This is a genomic window from Dechloromonas sp. ARDL1, assembly GCF_051122455.1.
Lineage (GTDB): Bacteria > Pseudomonadota > Gammaproteobacteria > Burkholderiales > Rhodocyclaceae > Azonexus.
The window spans coordinates 340,213-360,504 of sequence record NZ_CP168939.1 but is presented as its reverse complement, the minus strand read 5'-3'; the positions used below and the strand labels follow the sequence as shown (position 1 = coordinate 360,504).

Annotated in this window: 8 protein-coding genes; 7 read left to right on the top strand and 1 reads right to left on the bottom strand. The window is 64.0% G+C overall.

The window, feature by feature from the left end; translation table 11 throughout:
* The first annotated feature begins 51 nt into the window (after positions 1–51).
* The 7 genes from AB6Q56_RS01730 to AB6Q56_RS01700 all read left to right on the top strand — a co-directional run bounded on the left by AB6Q56_RS01730 (position 52) and on the right by AB6Q56_RS01700 (position 5,916).
* Positions 52–648 (top strand): cytochrome c oxidase subunit 3, encoded by a 597-nt coding sequence (locus AB6Q56_RS01730; RefSeq protein ID WP_434515482.1) that lies wholly within the window; start codon positions 52–54, stop codon positions 646–648.
* A gap of 1 nt (position 649) precedes the next feature.
* Positions 650–916, top strand: a complete 267-nt coding sequence (locus AB6Q56_RS01725; protein ID WP_434515481.1) for a cytochrome C oxidase subunit IV family protein — start codon at positions 650–652, stop codon at positions 914–916.
* Complete coding sequence (locus tag AB6Q56_RS01720) at positions 913–1,695, top strand: CbbQ/NirQ/NorQ/GpvN family protein (protein WP_434515480.1); 783 nt, start codon at positions 913–915, stop codon at positions 1,693–1,695. The genes AB6Q56_RS01725 and AB6Q56_RS01720 overlap by 4 nt, the downstream gene beginning before the upstream one ends.
* Entirely contained in the window at positions 1,676–2,095 is a 420-nt protein-coding gene (locus AB6Q56_RS01715) for a hypothetical protein (protein ID WP_434515479.1), read from the top strand. The genes AB6Q56_RS01720 and AB6Q56_RS01715 overlap by 20 nt, the downstream gene beginning before the upstream one ends.
* Entirely contained in the window at positions 2,092–3,156 is a 1,065-nt protein-coding gene (locus AB6Q56_RS01710) for a 4Fe-4S binding protein (protein WP_434515478.1), read from the top strand. Before AB6Q56_RS01715 ends, AB6Q56_RS01710 begins: the two co-directional genes overlap by 4 nt.
* Before the next feature lie 146 nt (positions 3,157–3,302).
* Positions 3,303–5,141, top strand: a complete 1,839-nt coding sequence (locus AB6Q56_RS01705) for a nitric oxide reductase activation protein NorD (RefSeq protein ID WP_434515477.1) — start codon at positions 3,303–3,305, stop codon at positions 5,139–5,141.
* A gap of 79 nt (positions 5,142–5,220) precedes the next feature.
* Positions 5,221–5,916 carry a Crp/Fnr family transcriptional regulator gene (locus AB6Q56_RS01700; protein WP_434515476.1) on the top strand — a complete coding sequence of 232 codons (696 nt, stop codon included), beginning with the start codon at positions 5,221–5,223 and terminating at the stop codon, positions 5,914–5,916.
* Between the two features lie 92 nt (positions 5,917–6,008).
* On the opposite strand, the gene AB6Q56_RS01695 is transcribed toward AB6Q56_RS01700, so the two are convergent.
* Positions 6,009–20,252: a retention module-containing protein gene (locus tag AB6Q56_RS01695; RefSeq protein ID WP_434515475.1), complete on the bottom strand. Its 14,244-nt coding sequence runs from the start codon at positions 20,250–20,252 to the stop codon at positions 6,009–6,011.
* Between the last annotated feature and the right edge of the window lie 40 nt (positions 20,253–20,292).

Below are 20,292 nucleotides of genomic sequence, written 5' to 3'. Positions count from 1 at the left end.
CTTTGGGCCATATCAAGGTTTGGCCCGGCAGCGGCGGCTACGATGGCGGCCATGACGAATACACAGGCAGCATCCCCTCCCGAGGCTCCACCCGGCCGCCGCCTGCCCGGCGACCTGGCCATCTGGTTCTTCATCCTGGCCGAGATGCTGGCTTTCGCCGTGTTCTTCGCTGCCTATGCCTTCGCCCGGGCCAGCAATGTCGAGGAGTTCAACCTCTACCAGCACACCCTGGACCGCAACCTCGGTGCGCTGAACACCTTCCTGCTGATCACCGGCTCGTGGTTCGTCGTGCTCGCCGTGCAGGCAGCGCACAAGGACAACCGGGGGGCCATCGCACGCAATCTCCTGCTCGGCTGGCTGTGCGGCGGCGGTTTCCTGGTCGTCAAGGTCATCGAATATGCCGCCAAGTTCGGGGCCGGCATTTCGATGTCGACCAACACCTTCTACATGTTCTATATCTCGCTGACCTTCTTCCACTTCATGCACGTCATCCTCGGCATGGTCATCCTGACCGTACTCTGGGTGCAGGCACGCAAGGGCGTCTATGGCAGCCACGACGCGCACGGCCTGGAAAGCGGCGCCGCTTATTGGCACATGGTTGATCTGCTGTGGATCGTGCTTTTCCCGCTCGTTTATGTGATGCGCTGACATGGAACTGCTCAAGAACCCCGCCCATCGCGCCTGGATCATCCTGATGGTCGCCACCGTCGTCACCTGGTACCTGGGTGAAGTCGGAGCCGCCGGGACTGCGTCGATCATCGCCATGCTGCTCATTGCCTTCGTCAAGGGCCGACTGGTCATCCTCGATTTCATGGAGCTTCGCGAAGCACCGCGGATGTGGCGCATCCTGCTCGAAGGCTGGCTTATACTCGTCTCCAGCTTGATTCTGCTTGCTTACTGGATTTCCCTCAAATGACCGAACTGCCCTTCTACGAACCTTCCGGCAACGAAATTTCCCTGTTCGAACACGCCTTCAACCAGCACCTGCCGCTGCTCATCAAGGGCCCGACCGGCTGCGGCAAGACGCGCTTCGTCGCCCACATGGCGGCGCGCCTGAAGCTGCCGCTGTACACCGTGGCCTGCCACGACGACCTGACCGCCGCCGACCTGGTCGGCCGCCACCTGATTTCCGACAAGGGCACCTACTGGAGCGACGGCCCGCTGACCCGCGCCGTACGCGAAGGCGGCATCTGCTATCTCGACGAAGTGGTCGAAGCACGCAAGGACACGACCGTCGTACTGCACCCGCTGGCCGACGACCGCCGCATCCTGCCCATTGACCGTACCGGCGAGACGCTGGAAGCGCCGCCCAACTTCATGCTGGTGGTGTCGTACAACCCGGGCTACCAGAACCTGCTCAAGGGCCTGAAACCCTCGACCCGCCAGCGTTTCGTGTCGATGAGCTTCGATTTCCCGAGCGCCGAGCGCGAAACCTCGATCCTGATCGGCGAAACCGGTTGCGACGCCGATCTGGCCAAGCGCCTGGTTGGCATCGCCAAGGCTTTCCGCGCCCTCAAGGACCGTGATCTGGAAGAAGTCGCCAGCACCCGCCTGCTGGTCTATGCCGCGACGCTGATCAAGTCCGGCTTCGATGTCTCCGCCGCCTGCCGCGCCGCGCTGGTTGAAACACTGACCGACGAGCCGGAGACGGTCGAGGCGCTGATGGAAATCGTCAATGCCACGTTCGGACGCTGATACCGGTTTCGAGGAGCGGATTCCCGGCCAGAACCTGGCCGTGATCGCCGAGTCGCTGTTCCTCGGCAACCTGCTGGTCGCGCCCGGTGTTTGCTTCGCCATCCTGCTCTGGCTGTGGATGCGCAACAAGGATGACGCCCCGGCCCTGGCCCGCCATCACCTCAAGCAGGCCACCTACGTCAGCCTGTGGGGCGGCCTGCTGATCGTCACGCTGAGCGCGCTGTTCATCGCCTTTGGCGGTTTGCAGTGGGAATGGACGTGGGTGCTGGTGATCATGTATTTCACCTGCATCCACTCGACACTGGTCTGCTTTGGCGCCTATGCACTCTCCAAGGCACTGGCCGGCCAATTCTGGTGCTATCCACTGATCGGCCTGGCCATCGACCACGACCCGGCATGAAGAAGCCAGCCTTGCAACGCGCCCGGCTGCTGGCGCAGATGGGCTTTTTCGCGCTGTTTGCCGTCACCCCGATATTCGACCTCTTTCGTTACGACCTGACGGAAAAGCACGCCTATTTCCTGACCATGCCGTGGCACCTCGGCATCGATGAGCTCATCGCCGGCACGGGCGACCCGAAAATAGCCGCCGTCAATATCATCCTCTTCCTGTTCTTACCCGTCCTCGGCACGCTCGCCCTGATCATCGGCGTCGCCTGGAAATGGGGGCGCCTGTACTGCGGTTGGCTGTGCCCGCATTTTTCCGTAGTCGAAACCATCAACCGCCTGATGCTGTTTGCTACAGGCAAGCATTCAGTCTGGGACAAAAAGCAGACCCCACCCTGGGAACCAGACGGTACGCCGATGCCACGCGACTGGCGCTACTGGTTCGCCGTCGTGCCGGCGGCAATCGGCTTCGCCTTCGCCTGGGCCGTCGTCGGCCTGACCTACCTGATGCCGCCCTTTCAGGTCTATGGTGGTCTGCTGAATTTCACGCTTTTGCGCGGCGAGGTGATATTCCTGTGCGCAGCGACAACAGTCCTGACTCTGGAATTTCTCTTCGCTCGCCACCTGTTTTGCCGATTCGGCTGCGCCATCGGGATTTTCCAGAGTTTTGCGTGGATCGTGAACAAGAAGGCGATGGTCGTCGGCTTCGACCGTCAACGCATCACCGATTGCGCCAACTGCATGAAGGGCTGCGGCACGGCAGCCAATACCACGCTGGCCCGCCAGGGCCTTCACGCGATCAAGGATGCGGAGCCTGGTCCGCCTTCCGGCAGCGCCTGCGATGCGGTCTGTCCCATGCGTCTGAAGCCACGTAACGTCAAGCGCTGGATGTTCGCCTGCACGCAATGCGGTCAATGCATTTCGGCCTGTGCAACGACCAATCGCGACAACCCTAAAGGCCAATTGCTGCGCTGGGTGAGCAACGATGCGGCACGGCGCAACGAGGCCGGTTTTTCAGCCCTATCAAATACAGACGAGGATGCTGGAGGCAAAATGGAGCAACCTACTTCGCAATGATTGAAACATGAAAGCTTGTCTTTACGCCGCTGGTGGTGTTGCTCATCCTCATGATAGTACCCGCCATCACTCCGGTTCGCGCCTAGCCAACGACGCATATCCGGCGCTTTCATCTTGCTCCAAGCATCGCGAAACAGGTCGCTGACATGGAAGAATTCATCGGCAAAATCTGGCATAACTGGGTGACCAAGGCCGCCGGGGGACATTACCCGCAAGCCGCGGTCAAACTGGTTGATGTCGAAAAGACGGCGGGCATCCTGTTCCGCGCTTTCGGCGGCGACCCGGGGCTCAAGGTCGCGGCTGCGACGGCCGAGCAGCACGGTGCCCGCCGACGCTGGCTGGAGCGCCTCGCCGGCAGTAACGAAAAAATCACCCAGGGCCGACGCGATGCCGAAACCTTGCGCCTACCGCCCGAAATTGCCGCCTTCCCGGAAAAGTCGCTGAACCGCGACCTCTACCTCTGGCTTTCGGCCATTGCCGCCTGCGATATCGCCCAGAACCAGCCGTGGTTCCTGCGCAACCAGATTGCCGCCCAAACCACGCTGCAGCGCTACCCTGGACTGCGCCCACGCTACGAGCGGCTGGTCGAGGCGCATATCGCCGGCCGCATCCCGCCCGCCGACTTGCTGCCTGACGAGGCCGCGCAGGAAGAAGCCCTGCGCCAGGCACTGCGTACGCCGGGCAGCGTGGAAGGCCTGCCGCCGCTCAATTCAAAGAAATCCCGCCCACCGCAGCCGGTGCTGCTCTGGCTGATTGCTGCCGAGGAGCGCGTAGCCGGCCGGGTTGCCGACCCCAACGGGGAACTCCCACCGGAAGGCAGTGGCAATACCGAAGCCACTAAGGAAGCGCACAAGGCCGAGCAAGTCGATACCCCGGACAACAAGGCGCCCATGCTTGCCATGTTCCGCGCCGAAAGCCTGCCAACCTGGGCGGAATACGTGCGCGTCAACCGTGCCTTCGATGAGGATGAAGATCCGAATGCCAAGGATGCCGCCAAGGATCTCGATCAACTATCGCTGACCCGCGATGGACAGACTGCCAAATCGCGCGTCAAGTTCGACCTTGACCTGCCTTCGGCCGCCGAGGACGACACGCCAATCGGCCCGGGCATCGCCCTTCCGGAATGGGACTACCGCAAATCGCTGATGCAGGAGAAGCATTGCCTGATCCAGCCGATGATCGCCCACGATGCCGAACCCGCCGCCTTGCCGCAGGAACTGGCAGCGACGGCGAAGAAGCTGCGCGGCCAGTTTGCCGCCCTCGCCCCGCAACGGCGCTGGCTGAAGGGGCAACCCGACGGCCCGGAACTTGATGTCGATGCCTGCGTGCGCAACCATGCGGACCGCGCTTCGGGGCATACGCCGGAATCCGGCGGCTATCTCGCCCAAGCCCGATGCGAACGCGACCTGGCCTGCCTGCTGCTTGCTGACCTGTCGATGTCCACCGATGCGCCGATCTCGGACAGTCACCGCATCGTCGACGTCATTCGCGATTCGCTGCTGCTGTTTTCCGAGGCGCTGACCGCCACTGGCGACCGCTTCGGCATCTACGGTTTTTCCTCGCTGCGCCGCCAGAACATCCGCTTTCATCTGCTCAAGGACTTCGGCAAGCGCTACGACGCTGCGGCACGCGGTCGCATCCTGGCCATCAAGCCCGGCTACTACACCCGGATGGGTGCAGCCATCCGCCAATCGGCCAATATCCTGGCCGAACAGCCGGCCAGCCGTCGCCTGCTGCTGATCATCACCGACGGCAAACCGAATGACCTCGATCTGTACGACTCTCGCTACGGCATAGAAGACACCCGCCTGGCAGTCCACGAAGCGCGCGCCATGGGCCTGACGCCGTTCTGCGTCACCATCGACCGCGAAGCGGGCGCCTATCTGCCCTACCTCTTCGGCCCGGCCGGATTCTGCGTCATTCGCAAACCCGAGGAACTGCCACGGCGACTCCCTTTGCTGTACGTACAGCTGACTCGCCACTGAATCCATAGTCACTAAGAAGTATTGCCAAAGTATTAGCTCGGTGCCACCATCGACTGTCCTCCTTCAGGCAAGATTGATCATGCATGGAAATCACCCCATCAATATCGAAGCGCTACTGACCCACGTACCGCTGTTCAACAGCCTGGCTCCGGAAGAGATTTCGCGGATCGCCAGGAGCACGCGTGAAATCCACGCCAGCAAGGGCGACATTCTTTTTCACAAGGGCGATCCCTGCTCGGGCTTTCACCTGCTGGTCTATGGCCAGATCAAGCTGGCCTTCACGTCGCAGCAGGGCAGCGAAAAGGTCGTCGAAATCCTGACCCAGGGGCAAAGTTTCGGCGAAGCCATCATGTTCATGGACAAGCCCTACATCGTCTTCGCCCAGGCCCTGACCGACTCGTTGCTGCTGCACGTTTCCAAGGCAGCGGTCTACGAAGAACTGCAGCGCGACCACAACCTCTGCCGCAAGATGCTGGCCGGCATGGCCATGCGCCTGCACCAGCTGATGACCGACGTTGAGTCGTATTCGCTGCACTCTGGCAAGCAGCGGATCATCGGCTATCTCCTCCGCGAGCTTCCCGAAGCGGACCACGACGGCATCAACGTCGCCGTTACCCTGCCGACCAACAAGGGCGTCATCGCCTCCCGCCTTAACCTGACCCAGGAGCACTTCTCGCGCATCCTGCACGAACTGACCGAACTCGGCCTGATTGTCGTCGAGGGCCGGAAGATCCATATTCCGAGCGTGGTCAAGTTGCGCAAGCACGAGGGCTGAGTAGCGCCTTACCCGGGCGCCGAATCACGATCCGGGTTCAAAGCAAAAGGGGCAACCGAAGTTGCCCCTTTTTCATTGCTCAATGGCGAGAATCAGTCGGTAACCAACTTGTTATTGGTCAGCAGCTGCTGGATGATCTGCTGATCCGTGCCACTCAGGGCCACGCCCTGCAGCGTGATCTGCTGATCGACCTGGGCTGCGCTGTAGCCACTGGAGAACCCTCCGGTCGAACTGATCCGGACGATGGTATTCGCACCCGATGCCTCGAAATGCAGGTAGTTCGCCAGGTTGCCGACATTGGTGCCGCTGTGTAGTTCGCCGACCAACAGATCGCGCAGGTCCAGCTTGTCCCCTGCATTTTCGTTGAAATCGGTGACCACGTCGGAAGCAGGCGCACCCGGCGTTCCCCGGTCTGCCAGCACCCAGGCAAAGGTATCGGCACCGGTACCGCCGGTCAGCGTATCGTTGCCCGCGCCTCCGATCAGCACATCGTTGCCGGCACCGCCACGCAAGGTATCATTCCCGACCCCGCCATCCAGCACGTCGTTCCCGCCCGTACCCAGCGTTCCTCCCAAACGATCGTCACCTGCCCCGCCCTTGATCAGATCGTTGCCCGAGGTGCCGTCCAGCACAGTCGTATCGTTACCGGTCGTCCCCAAGATGTCGGTGTAGCCATTGACCTCGTCATACAACGTATCGGTAGACGAGAACTTCGGTCGAACCTCCAGGTTGAGCGTCTGCGATGCCGAAGTCGCCTGATCACCGTTGGCGGTTTCAGTCGCAATGGCGGTCACACCAATACTCAGGGAACCTGTAACCGAATCGGCAAACCGCAATTGCGCACTCGCCAGTTCATTGGCACTGATCGTGATCACGCCGCCAACCGCAGCATAGGTCCCCGACCCGGTAACGATGGTAGCCCCCGCCGGAACACCTGCAAAGGCAAGGCTGAGCGTCTCCGAACCATCCGTATCGACCAGCCCGGCGGTCACGTAATTCGCCAGCGCAACGGATGTAATGCCACCACCCGCGTTACCGGCACTCACCCCTTGGAAGGCAATCATCTTCAGATCATCAATAAATGCCCCACGGCCACTGGTATGGAACTGAGAGGCATCGGTCTTGATCATCACCGTGTGGTTTGCGCCATCGCCGGTAAAGCTGAAAGTCAAATTCTTCCAGTCAATCGATGACTGGGGGCTGGTGGCGGCATACTGCTGGACCAGAACACCATCAACATACATGCCAATGCGCGTGTAATCGACACCAAAGCCCGGCCGACCAGCGTAATCGAAGGACAACTCGTAGACCGTACCGGCAACCGTACTGACCGAGCGGCTGATACCCAGCGTCTGAACCAGGGCTCCGTTGTTGTCGGCATTGTTGAGTTCCAGGAAATTATTGCCATTACCCGGGGCCGCGTGCACCGTATTGTTTCCGCCGTCCTGACGCTGCTGCGAATCGCGATCGGCCCAAACCTCGAAAACGTTGGTGCCGCCGGCGAACGAATCGGGGGTCGTAACCAGCGTCCAGCCCTCAAGCGTCGTCGATGCAACCGCCTCACTCGTCGCATCGCCGTTTGCGACTGTTTCCCAACTGTTCTCAAAGACCAGCAGCGACGACGGTGCCTTGACTGTCAGCGAGGGCACATCCGCAACCGGTTGAATATTGACCTGCAGGGAGGTCGAGGCGGAGGACTGGGCGCCAGTAGAGGTTTCCGTGGCCGTCGCGGTTGCCGTCAGGGTAATCGAGCCACTGGCATGGGTTGGCGCCGTCAGCTGCAAGGCTGACAGATTCCAACTGCTGACATTGACACTGCTTGCCCCCACGCTGCCGGTAAAGCTGTGGACACCATCCGTCAGGGTATAGCCAGCCGGAACACCGCTGATTGTCGTCGAAAGGCTTTCCGATCCATCCAGATCGGTTCTCGCCGAAGTCACGTTCAAAGGAACGGCCTGATCTTCACGAACGGTTACCGTCGAGGTTGAACTGACTGTGCGCTCGAACGCGATGGAATTGATCAGATAATCATCGTTAAGCCCCGGTGCTTTGAAACGCACCTCGTCGAACATTCCACCACCTGACGGCTGTAGCAAGATCGCCGGGTCGACTCCATCCGACCCACCCTGGTAAGTATTTGAACCGATCAGTACACCATTCCTGTAAAACTCCACCAACGCCGTCTCAGCGGGAGCCTTCCAGGCAAACGAGACATCGATTGACGACACCGCATTATCGAAGCGTACGACAATCGCCTCGCTGTTGTTTCCGCCGATCTCAGCTGGAGCGCCATCGCCAGAGCCGGATGGATTCCCCGCCACTCCAAAGCCGGAAGGTGCACCGTTCATACTGATCGTTCCCGGCCCGCCTGCACTCAACGCGCTGACCTGGAAGCCGTTCGTAGTCGTTGAGATATTTCCTGCAGTAATCGACTGCACGACAAAACCGGTACCGCTCATGCTGATGAGCGGCGTATCGACGACCGGAGCAATATTGACGCTGACGGTCCCTGTCGCACTCGCACCGCTGCTGTCCGTCGCCGAAATCTGGAAGCTTGCGTAAGTGCTACGCTGATCCCCCAAGCCTGCAGTCGGGAACATGCTGCCTCCCGACTCGTTGGCATCCGGAACGAAGCGGATATATCCCGCATCAACATCCGCCTTGCTGATCGCCTGCCCGGCACTCACTGTGGTCCATGTGGAGGTTCCGGTATTGAAGCGTTGCAGCACACCATCCGTCGGCAGAACCGTGACAGTAACCGAGGTGATTGTCGGACTATCGATATCGCTGACCCCGAAATTGCTCCAATTCAGCAACAAGGCCGTGTCTTCGGTACCAGAAACAGTAGCGCCGCTCACAACCGGTGCATCGTTGACCGGGGTCATGCTCAGGGTCAGCGTCGAGGTGTCGGTACCGCCCTTGCCGTCCGAGACGGTGTAGGTGATGACCGGGATGGCACCGGTGTAGTTGGCGACCGGGACGAAGCTGTAGCTGCCGTCGGCGTTGATGGTGATGCTGCCGACGTTGGCGATGGCGACGGCGCTACCGACTGCTTGGGTGCCGCTGATGCCGGCGATGGTGTAGCCGGTGATGCTCAGGCTGTCGCCGTCAACGTCGCTGGCGTTGTTGAGCAGGTCGCCGGCCGCGCCGTTGGCGACCGTCAGCGTCGTGTCTTCGGTGACCGTGTTGGTTTCGTTGCCGTCGACCGGTGCATCGTTGACCGGGGTCATGCTCAGGGTCAGCGTCGAGGTGTCGGTACCGCCCTTGCCGTCCGAGACGGTGTAGGTGATGACCGGGATGGCACCGGTGTAGTTGGCGACCGGGACGAAGCTGTAGCTGCCGTCGGCGTTGATGGTGATGCTGCCGACGTTGGCGATGGCGACGGCGCTACCGACTGCTTGGGTGCCGCTGATGCCGGCGATGGTGTAGCCGGTGATGCTCAGGCTGTCGCCGTCAACGTCGCTGGCGTTGTTGAGCAGGTCGCCGGCCGCGCCGTTGGCGACCGTCAGCGTCGTGTCTTCGGTGACCGTGTTGGTTTCGTTGCCGTCGACCGGTGCATCGTTGACCGGGGTCATGCTCAGGGTCAGCGTCGAGGTGTCGGTACCGCCCTTGCCGTCCGAGACGGTGTAGGTGATGACCGGGATGGCACCGGTGTAGTTGGCGACCGGGACGAAGCTGTAGCTGCCGTCGGCGTTGATGGTGATGCTGCCGACGTTGGCGATGGCGACGGCGCTGCCGACTGCTTGCGTGCCGCTGATGCCGGCGATGGTGTAGCCGGTGATGCTCAGGCTGTCGCCGTCAACGTCGCTGGCGTTGTTGAGCAGGTCGCCGGCCGCGCCGTTGGCAACCGTCAGCGTCGTGTCTTCGGTGACCGTGTTGGTTTCGTTGCCGTCAATCGGGGCATCGTTTTTACCGTTGATGGTGATGGTCAGCGTCGCGGTCGTCGTGCTGCCGTCGCCGTCGGTCAGGGTGTAGGTGAAGCTGTCGGTCAGCGGCGTCGAGTTGTCGTTGAGCGCATTGACCGTCGGGTTGGCGTTGTTCAGCGTGTAGGTGTAGCTGCCGTCCGCGTTCAGCACCAGCGTGCCGTAGCCGTTGGCGCTGACGAAGGTCCCCGCCGTCACCGGCGTGGCGTTGCTGTCGGCACCGACCGCATCGTTCGGCAGGACGTTGCCGCTTACCGTGTTCGGGCTGCTGTCTTCGGTGATGGTGTTGACGTCGGCGACCGCCACCGGCTTCGAGTCGGTGATGGTGATGCCCAGCGTGCCCGCGTTCGACACGCCGTTGGCGTCGGTCAGGGTCAGCGGGAAGTTGGCCAGGACGTTGGCGTTGCTGCTGTGCACGACCGGGTCGAAGGTGTAGCTGACGACGCCGGTGCCAGCGTTGTACCCGGTCAGTCGCAGGGTGCCGTCGGCGGTGGTGATGCTCACCGGGGTGCTACCCAGGGCGTTGAGTTGGGCCAGGGTCAGGACCGTGCCGCCAACGTTCAGGCTGGCGATGCCGGCTTGCGCGCTGATCGTGAAGCTGCCGGCCATCGCGCCGTCGGTTTCGGCAACGGTGAGTTGGCCCGGGGTGACGCCGTTCGCATCCGGTACCGTGATCACCGGCGTGCCGTCGGTGTGGCCGTTGATGGTGATGGTCAGCGTCGCGGTCGTCGTGCTGCCGTCGCCGTCGGTCAGGGTGTAGGTGAAGCTGTCGGTCAGCGGCGTCGAGTTGTCGTTGAGCGCATTGACCGTCGGGTTGGCGTTGTTCAGCGTGTAGGTGTAGCTGCCGTCCGCGTTCAGCACCAGCGTGCCGTAGCCGTTGGCGCTGACGAAGGTCCCCGCCGTCACCGGCGTGGCGTTGCTGTCGGCACCGACCGCATCGTTCGGCAGGACGTTGCCGCTTACCGTGTTCGGGCTGCTGTCTTCGGTGATGGTGTTGACGTCGGCGACCGCCACCGGCTTCGAGTCGGTGATGGTGATGCCCAGCGTGCCCGCGTTCGACACGCCGTTGGCGTCGGTCAGGGTCAGCGGGAAGTTGGCCAGGACGTTGGCGTTGCTGCTGTGCACGACCGGGTCGAAGGTGTAGCTGACGACGCCGGTGCCAGCGTTGTACCCGGTCAGTCGCAGGGTGCCGTCGGCGGTGGTGATGCTCACCGGGGTGCTACCCAGGGCGTTGAGTTGGGCCAGGGTCAGGACCGTGCCGCCAACGTTCAGGCTGGCGATGCCGGCTTGCGCGCTGATCGTGAAGCTGCCGGCCATCGCGCCGTCGGTTTCGGCAACGGTGAGTTGGCCCGGGGTGACGCCGTTCGCATCCGGTACCGTGATCACCGGCGTGCCGTCGGTGTGGCCGTTGATGGTGATGGTCAGCGTCGCGGTCGTCGTGCTGCCGTCGCCGTCGGTCAGGGTGTAGGTGAAGCTGTCGGTCAGCGGCGTCGAGTTGTCGTTGAGCGCATTGACCGTCGGGTTGGCGTTGTTCAGCGTGTAGGTGTAGCTGCCGTCCGCGTTCAGCACCAGCGTGCCGTAGCCGTTGGCGCTGACGAAGGTCCCCGCCGTCACCGGCGTGGCGTTGCTGTCGGCACCGACCGCATCGTTCGGCAGGACGTTGCCGCTTACCGTGTTCGGGCTGCTGTCTTCGGTGATGGTGTTGACGTCGGCGACCGCCACCGGCTTCGAGTCGGTGATGGTGATGCCCAGCGTGCCCGCGTTCGACACGCCGTTGGCGTCGGTCAGGGTCAGCGGGAAGTTGGCCAGGACGTTGGCGTTGCTGCTGTGCACGACCGGGTCGAAGGTGTAGCTGACGACGCCGGTGCCAGCGTTGTACCCGGTCAGTCGCAGGGTGCCGTCGGCGGTGGTGATGCTCACCGGGGTGCTACCCAGGGCGTTGAGTTGGGCCAGGGTCAGGACCGTGCCGCCAACGTTCAGGCTGGCGATGCCGGCTTGCGCGCTGATCGTGAAGCTGCCGGCCATCGCGCCGTCGGTTTCGGCAACGGTGAGTTGGCCCGGGGTGACGCCGTTCGCATCCGGTACCGTGATCACCGGCGTGCCGTCGGTGTGGCCGTTGATGGTGATGGTCAGCGTCGCGGTCGTCGTGCTGCCGTCGCCGTCGGTCAGGGTGTAGGTGAAGCTGTCGGTCAGCGGCGTCGAGTTGTCGTTGAGCGCATTGACCGTCGGGTTGGCGTTGTTCAGCGTGTAGGTGTAGCTGCCGTCCGCGTTCAGCACCAGCGTGCCGTAGCCGTTGGCGCTGACGAAGGTCCCCGCCGTCACCGGCGTGGCGTTGCTGTCGGCACCGACCGCATCGTTCGGCAGGACGTTGCCGCTTACCGTGTTCGGGCTGCTGTCTTCGGTGATGGTGTTGACGTCGGCGACCGCCACCGGCTTCGAGTCGGTGATGGTGATGCCCAGCGTGCCCGCGTTCGACACGCCGTTGGCGTCGGTCAGGGTCAGCGGGAAGTTGGCCAGGACGTTGGCGTTGCTGCTGTGCACGACCGGGTCGAAGGTGTAGCTGACGACGCCGGTGCCAGCGTTGTACCCGGTCAGTCGCAGGGTGCCGTCGGCGGTGGTGATGCTCACCGGGGTGCTACCCAGGGCGTTGAGTTGGGCCAGGGTCAGGACCGTGCCGCCAACGTTCAGGCTGGCGATGCCGGCTTGCGCGCTGATCGTGAAGCTGCCGGCCATCGCGCCGTCGGTTTCGGCAACGGTGAGTTGGCCCGGGGTGACGCCGTTCGCATCCGGTACCGTGATCACCGGCGTGCCGTCGGTGTGGCCGTTGATGGTGATGGTCAGCGTCGCGGTCGTCGTGCTGCCGTCGCCGTCGGTCAGGGTGTAGGTGAAGCTGTCGGTCAGCGGCGTCGAGTTGTCGTTGAGCGCATTGACCGTCGGGTTGGCGTTGTTCAGCGTGTAGGTGTAGCTGCCGTCCGCGTTCAGCACCAGCGTGCCGTAGCCGTTGGCGCTGACGAAGGTCCCCGCCGTCACCGGCGTGGCGTTGCTGTCGGCACCGACCGCATCGTTCGGCAGGACGTTGCCGCTTACCGTGTTCGGGCTGCTGTCTTCGGTGATGGTGTTGACGTCGGCGACCGCCACCGGCTTCGAGTCGGTGATGGTGATGCCCAGCGTGCCCGCGTTCGACACGCCGTTGGCGTCGGTCAGGGTCAGCGGGAAGTTGGCCAGGACGTTGGCGTTGCTGCTGTGCACGACCGGGTCGAAGGTGTAGCTGACGACGCCGGTGCCAGCGTTGTACCCGGTCAGTCGCAGGGTGCCGTCGGCGGTGGTGATGCTCACCGGGGTGCTACCCAGGGCGTTGAGTTGGGCCAGGGTCAGGACCGTGCCGCCAACGTTCAGGCTGGCGATGCCGGCTTGCGCGCTGATCGTGAAGCTGCCGGCCATCGCGCCGTCGGTTTCGGCAACGGTGAGTTGGCCCGGGGTGACGCCGTTCGCATCCGGTACCGTGATCACCGGCGTGCCGTCGGTGTGGCCGTTGATGGTGATGGTCAGCGTCGCGGTCGTCGTGCTGCCGTCGCCGTCGGTCAGGGTGTAGGTGAAGCTGTCGGTCAGCGGCGTCGAGTTGTCGTTGAGCGCATTGACCGTCGGGTTGGCGTTGTTCAGCGTGTAGGTGTAGCTGCCGTCCGCGTTCAGCACCAGCGTGCCGTAGCCGTTGGCGCTGACGAAGGTCCCCGCCGTCACCGGCGTGGCGTTGCTGTCGGCACCGACCGCATCGTTCGGCAGGACGTTGCCGCTTACCGTGTTCGGGCTGCTGTCTTCGGTGATGGTGTTGACGTCGGCGACCGCCACCGGCTTCGAGTCGGTGATGGTGATGCCCAGCGTGCCCGCGTTCGACACGCCGTTGGCGTCGGTCAGGGTCAGCGGGAAGTTGGCCAGGACGTTGGCGTTGCTGCTGTGCACGACCGGGTCGAAGGTGTAGCTGACGACGCCGGTGCCAGCGTTGTACCCGGTCAGTCGCAGGGTGCCGTCGGCGGTGGTGATGCTCACCGGGGTGCTACCCAGGGCGTTGAGTTGGGCCAGGGTCAGGACCGTGCCGCCAACGTTCAGGCTGGCGATGCCGGCTTGCGCGCTGATCGTGAAGCTGCCGGCCATCGCGCCGTCGGTTTCGGCAACGGTGAGTTGGCCCGGGGTGACGCCGTTCGCATCCGGTACCGTGATCACCGGCGTGCCGTCGGTGTGGCCGTTGATGGTGATGGTCAGCGTCGCGGTCGTCGTGCTGCCGTCGCCGTCGGTCAGGGTGTAGGTGAAGCTGTCGGTCAGCGGCGTCGAGTTGTCGTTGAGCGCATTGACCGTCGGGTTGGCGTTGTTCAGCGTGTAGGTGTAGCTGCCGTCCGCGTTCAGCACCAGCGTGCCGTAGCCGTTGGCGCTGACGAAGGTCCCCGCCGTCACCGGCGTGGCGTTGCTGTCGGCACCGACCGCATCGTTCGGCAGGACGTTGCCGCTTACCGTGTTCGGGCTGCTGTCTTCGGTGATGGTGTTGACGTCGGCGACCGCCACCGGCTTCGAGTCGGTGATGGTGATGCCCAGCGTGCCCGCGTTCGACACGCCGTTGGCGTCGGTCAGGGTCAGCGGGAAGTTGGCCAGGACGTTGGCGTTGCTGCTGTGCACGACCGGGTCGAAGGTGTAGCTGACGACGCCGGTGCCAGCGTTGTACCCGGTCAGTCGCAGGGTGCCGTCGGCGGTGGTGATGCTCACCGGGGTGCTACCCAGGGCGTTGAGTTGGGCCAGGGTCAGGACCGTGCCGCCAACGTTCAGGCTGGCGATGCCGGCTTGCGCGCTGATCGTGAAGCTGCCGGCCATCGCGCCGTCGGTTTCGGCAACGGTGAGTTGGCCCGGGGTGACGCCGTTCGCATCCGGTACCGTGATCACCGGCGTGCCGTCGGTGTGGCCGTTGATGGTGATGGTCAGCGTCGCGGTCGTCGTGCTGCCGTCGCCGTCGGTCAGGGTGTAGGTGAAGCTGTCGGTCAGCGGCGTCGAGTTGTCGTTGAGCGCATTGACCGTCGGGTTGGCGTTGTTCAGCGTGTAGGTGTAGCTGCCGTCCGCGTTCAGCACCAGCGTGCCGTAGCCGTTGGCGCTGACGAAGGTCCCCGCCGTCACCGGCGTGGCGTTGCTGTCGGCACCGACCGCATCGTTCGGCAGGACGTTGCCGCTTACCGTGTTCGGGCTGCTGTCTTCGGTGATGGTGTTGACGTCGGCGACCGCCACCGGCTTCGAGTCGGTGATGGTGATGCCCAGCGTGCCCGCGTTCGACACGCCGTTGGCGTCGGTCAGGGTCAGCGGGAAGTTGGCCAGGACGTTGGCGTTGCTGCTGTGCACGACCGGGTCGAAGGTGTAGCTGACGACGCCGGTGCCAGCGTTGTACCCGGTCAGTCGCAGGGTGCCGTCGGCGGTGGTGATGCTCACCGGGGTGCTACCCAGGGCGTTGAGTTGGGCCAGGGTCAGGACCGTGCCGCCAACGTTCAGGCTGGCGATGCCGGCTTGCGCGCTGATCGTGAAGCTGCCGGCCATCGCGCCGTCGGTTTCGGCAACGGTGAGTTGGCCCGGGGTGACGCCGTTCGCATCCGGTACCGTGATCACCGGCGTGCCGTCGGTGTGGCCGTTGATGGTGATGGTCAGCGTCGCGGTCGTCGTGCTGCCGTCGCCGTCGGTCAGGGTGTAGGTGAAGCTGTCGGTCAGCGGCGTCGAGTTGTCGTTGAGCGCATTGACCGTCGGGTTGGCGTTGTTCAGCGTGTAGGTGTAGCTGCCGTCCGCGTTCAGCACCAGCGTGCCGTAGCCGTTGGCGCTGACGAAGGTCCCCGCCGTCACCGGCGTGGCGTTGCTGTCGGCACCGACCGCATCGTTCGGCAGGACGTTGCCGCTTACCGTGTTCGGGCTGCTGTCTTCGGTGATGGTGTTGACGTCGGCGACCGCCACCGGCTTCGAGTCGGTGATGGTGATGCCCAGCGTGCCCGCGTTCGACACGCCGTTGGCGTCGGTCAGGGTCAGCGGGAAGTTGGCCAGGACGTTGGCGTTGCTGCTGTGCACGACCGGGTCGAAGGTGTAGCTGACGACGCCGGTGCCAGCGTTGTACCCGGTCAGTCGCAGGGTGCCGTCGGCGGTGGTGATGCTCACCGGGGTGCTACCCAGGGCGTTGAGTTGGGCCAGGGTCAGGACCGTGCCGCCAACGTTCAGGCTGGCGATGCCGGCTTGCGCGCTGATCGTGAAGCTGCCGGCCATCGCGCCGTCGGTTTCGGCAACGGTGAGTTGGCCCGGGGTGACGCCGTTCGCATCCGGTACCGTGATCACCGGCGTGCCGTCGGTGTGGCCGTTGATGGTGATGGTCAGCGTCGCGGTCGTCGTGCTGCCGTCGCCGTCGGTCAGGGTGTAGGTGAAGCTGTCGGTCAGCGGCGTCGAGTTGTCGTTGAGCGCATTGACCGTCGGGTTGGCGTTGTTCAGCGTGTAGGTGTAGCTGCCGTCCGCGTTCAGCACCAGCGTGCCGTAGCCGTTGGCGCTGACGAAGGTCCCCGCCGTCACCGGCGTGGCGTTGCTGTCGGCACCGACCGCATCGTTCGGCAGGACGTTGCCGCTTACCGTGTTCGGGCTGCTGTCTTCGGTGATGGTGTTGACGTCGGCGACCGCCACCGGCTTCGAGTCGGTGATGGTGATGCCCAGCGTGCCCGCGTTCGACACGCCGTTGGCGTCGGTCAGGGTCAGCGGGAAGTTGGCCAGGACGTTGGCGTTGCTGCTGTGCACGACCGGGTCGAAGGTGTAGCTGACGACGCCGGTGCCAGCGTTGTACCCGGTCAGTCGCAGGGTGCCGTCGGCGGTGGTGATGCTCACCGGGGTGCTACCCAGGGCGTTGAGTTGGGCCAGGGTCAGGACCGTGCCGCCAACGTTCAGGCTGGCGATGCCGGCTTGCGCGCTGATCGTGAAGCTGCCGGCCATCGCGCCGTCGGTTTCGGCAACGGTGAGTTGGCCCGGGGTGACGCCGTTCGCATCCGGTACCGTGATCACCGGCGTGCCGTCGGTGTGGCCGTTGATGGTGATGGTCAGCGTCGCGGTCGTCGTGCTGCCGTCGCCGTCGGTCAGGGTGTAGGTGAAGCTGTCGGTCAGCGGCGTCGAGTTGTCGTTGAGCGCATTGACCGTCGGGTTGGCGTTGTTCAGCGTGTAGGTGTAGCTGCCGTCCGCGTTCAGCACCAGCGTGCCGTAGCCGTTGGCGCTGACGAAGGTCCCCGCCGTCACCGGCGTGGCGTTGCTGTCGGCACCGACCGCATCGTTCGGCAGGACGTTGCCGCTTACCGTGTTCGGGCTGCTGTCTTCGGTGATGGTGTTGACGTCGGCGACCGCCACCGGCTTCGAGTCGGTGATGGTGATGCCCAGCGTGCCCGCGTTCGACACGCCGTTGGCGTCGGTCAGGGTCAGCGGGAAGTTGGCCAGGACGTTGGCGTTGCTGCTGTGCACGACCGGGTCGAAGGTGTAGCTGACGACGCCGGTGCCAGCGTTGTACCCGGTCAGTCGCAGGGTGCCGTCGGCGGTGGTGATGCTCACCGGGGTGCTACCCAGGGCGTTGAGTTGGGCCAGGGTCAGGACCGTGCCGCCAACGTTCAGGCTGGCGATGCCGGCTTGCGCGCTGATCGTGAAGCTGCCGGCCATCGCGCCGTCGGTTTCGGCAACGGTGAGTTGGCCCGGGGTGACGCCGTTCGCATCCGGTACCGTGATCACCGGCGTGCCGTCGGTGTGGCCGTTGATGGTGATGGTCAGCGTCGCGGTCGTCGTGCTGCCGTCGCCGTCGGTCAGGGTGTAGGTGAAGCTGTCGGTCAGCGGCGTCGAGTTGTCGTTGAGCGCATTGACCGTCGGGTTGGCGTTGTTCAGCGTGTAGGTGTAGCTGCCGTCCGCGTTCAGCACCAGCGTGCCGTAGCCGTTGGCGCTGACGAAGGTCCCCGCCGTCACCGGCGTGGCGTTGCTGTCGGCACCGACCGCATCGTTCGGCAGGACGTTGCCGCTTACCGTGTTCGGGCTGCTGTCTTCGGTGATGGTGTTGACGTCGGCGACCGCCACCGGCTTCGAGTCGGTGATGGTGATGCCCAGCGTGCCCGCGTTCGACACGCCGTTGGCGTCGGTCAGGGTCAGCGGGAAGTTGGCCAGGACGTTGGCGTTGCTGCTGTGCACGACCGGGTCGAAGGTGTAGCTGACGACGCCGGTGCCAGCGTTGTACCCGGTCAGTCGCAGGGTGCCGTCGGCGGTGGTGATGCTCACCGGGGTGCTACCCAGGGCGTTGAGTTGGGCCAGGGTCAGGACCGTGCCGCCAACGTTCAGGCTGGCGATGCCGGCTTGCGCGCTGATCGTGAAGCTGCCGGCCATCGCGCCGTCGGTTTCGGCAACGGTGAGTTGGCCCGGGGTGACGCCGTTCGCATCCGGTACCGTGATCACCGGCGTGCCGTCGGTGTGGCCGTTGATGGTGATGGTCAGCGTCGCGGTCGTCGTGCTGCCGTCGCCGTCGGTCAGGGTGTAGGTGAAGCTGTCGGTCAGCGGCGTCGAGTTGTCGTTGAGCGCATTGACCGTCGGGTTGGCGTTGTTCAGCGTGTAGGTGTAGCTGCCGTCCGCGTTCAGCACCAGCGTGCCGTAGCCGTTGGCGCTGACGAAGGTCCCCGCCGTCACCGGCGTGGCGTTGCTGTCGGCACCGACCGCATCGTTCGGCAGGACGTTGCCGCTTACCGTGTTCGGGCTGCTGTCTTCGGTGATGGTGTTGACGTCGGCGACCGCCACCGGCTTCGAGTCGGTGATGGTGATGCCCAGCGTGCCCGCGTTCGACACGCCGTTGGCGTCGGTCAGGGTCAGCGGGAAGTTGGCCAGGACGTTGGCGTTGCTGCTGTGCACGACCGGGTCGAAGGTGTAGCTGACGACGCCGGTGCCAGCGTTGTACCCGGTCAGTCGCAGGGTGCCGTCGGCGGTGGTGATGCTCACCGGGGTGCTACCCAGGGCGTTGAGTTGGGCCAGGGTCAGGACCGTGCCGCCAACGTTCAGGCTGGCGATGCCGGCTTGCGCGCTGATCGTGAAGCTGCCGGCCATCGCGCCGTCGGTTTCGGCAACGGTGAGTTGGCCCGGGGTGACGCCGTTCGCATCCGGTACCGTGATCACCGGCGTGCCGTCGGTGTGGCCGTTGATGGTGATGGTCAGCGTCGCGGTCGTCGTGCTGCCGTCGCCGTCGGTCAGGGTGTAGGTGAAGCTGTCGGTCAGCGGCGTCGAGTTGTCGTTGAGCGCATTGACCGTCGGGTTGGCGTTGTTCAGCGTGTAGGTGTAGCTGCCGTCCGCGTTCAGCACCAGCGTGCCGTAGCCGTTGGCGCTGACGAAGGTCCCCGCCGTCACCGGCGTGGCGTTGCTGTCGGCACCGACCGCATCGTTCGGCAGGACGTTGCCGCTTACCGTGTTCGGGCTGCTGTCTTCGGTGATGGTGTTGACGTCGGCGACCGCCACCGGCTTCGAGTCGGTGATGGTGACGTCGATACTGTCCGGGGCGCTGCGTCCGAGCAAGTCGGTGACCACGACCGGGATATTGTCGACCACCGGACCGTTGTGATTCTGTATGGAGGGATCGTAGGTATAGCTGACGACGCCGGTCAGCGGATCATAGCCCTGCAGCGTGAGCTGACCTCCGCCAGTGTTGACCGGGTGCGCTGCCAGATAAGCTGGATCGGCCAACTGGGCCACCGTAAAGGTCTGGCCGCCGATGGTCAGGCTGCCCAAGCCGGCCGGTGCCGTGATTGTGAAAGTGCCGGGCACAGGGCCACTGGCTTCGGCGACCGTCTTGTCGCCATCGCCCACCCCCGGATTGTTGGTATCGGGAATGCTGACCGTCGGCGTACCAGGAATGGTGGCGGTGGCCGCACTGGAAACCAGCGGAGCACCCTCGATGGTATCGAGCGGACGATCACGATTGGTAGCGAACTGATAGGCCTGCGGATCGACAGTTTCGACGATGCGCAGCAGTTCGACGAAGGTATGCCCTTCATTGCCGCCCTGCGGCCCGGCGCCGGCGGCCGTATCTTCAAGCAGATCGTCGAGGTTGGAACCCGACTTCAGGGCCTGGGTGATTGCCTGGAAGCCCTGCTTGTTGGTGGCGATGCCGCTGTCGGAAGCATCCGGAGGGACGGCGGCGGCGACTTCGGCATCAATCCTGGCGGTTTCACCGGGCCGGACAGTCATTTCACGACCATCGACCAATGCCAGGACGACATTCGCCCCCTGTGCGGCAACCACACTTTCGCCCTCGCGAATGGCATCGCCCACTTTGAGGCGGCGCATGTTACCGGCGCTGTCCTTGGCGTAAGCCTGACCGGACAGGACGGAAACCTTGGCGATGATTTGAGCTTGGGCCATGATCGAACTCCACACACTGATTAGCAATACTCAGAGTGTA

Coding starts and splice junctions, on each gene's coding strand:
- AB6Q56_RS01715 (WP_434515479.1), top strand. CDS start 1,676: ATGCCACGTTCGGACGCTGATACCGGTTTCGAGGAGCGGATTCCCGGC.
- AB6Q56_RS01705 (WP_434515477.1), top strand. CDS start 3,303: ATGGAAGAATTCATCGGCAAAATCTGGCATAACTGGGTGACCAAGGCC.
- AB6Q56_RS01700 (WP_434515476.1), top strand. CDS start 5,221: ATGCATGGAAATCACCCCATCAATATCGAAGCGCTACTGACCCACGTA.
- AB6Q56_RS01720 (WP_434515480.1), top strand. CDS start 913: ATGACCGAACTGCCCTTCTACGAACCTTCCGGCAACGAAATTTCCCTG.
- AB6Q56_RS01710 (WP_434515478.1), top strand. CDS start 2,092: ATGAAGAAGCCAGCCTTGCAACGCGCCCGGCTGCTGGCGCAGATGGGC.
- AB6Q56_RS01695 (WP_434515475.1), bottom strand. CDS start 20,252: ATGGCCCAAGCTCAAATCATCGCCAAGGTTTCCGTCCTGTCCGGTCAG.
- AB6Q56_RS01730 (WP_434515482.1), top strand. CDS start 52: ATGACGAATACACAGGCAGCATCCCCTCCCGAGGCTCCACCCGGCCGC.
- AB6Q56_RS01725 (WP_434515481.1), top strand. CDS start 650: ATGGAACTGCTCAAGAACCCCGCCCATCGCGCCTGGATCATCCTGATG.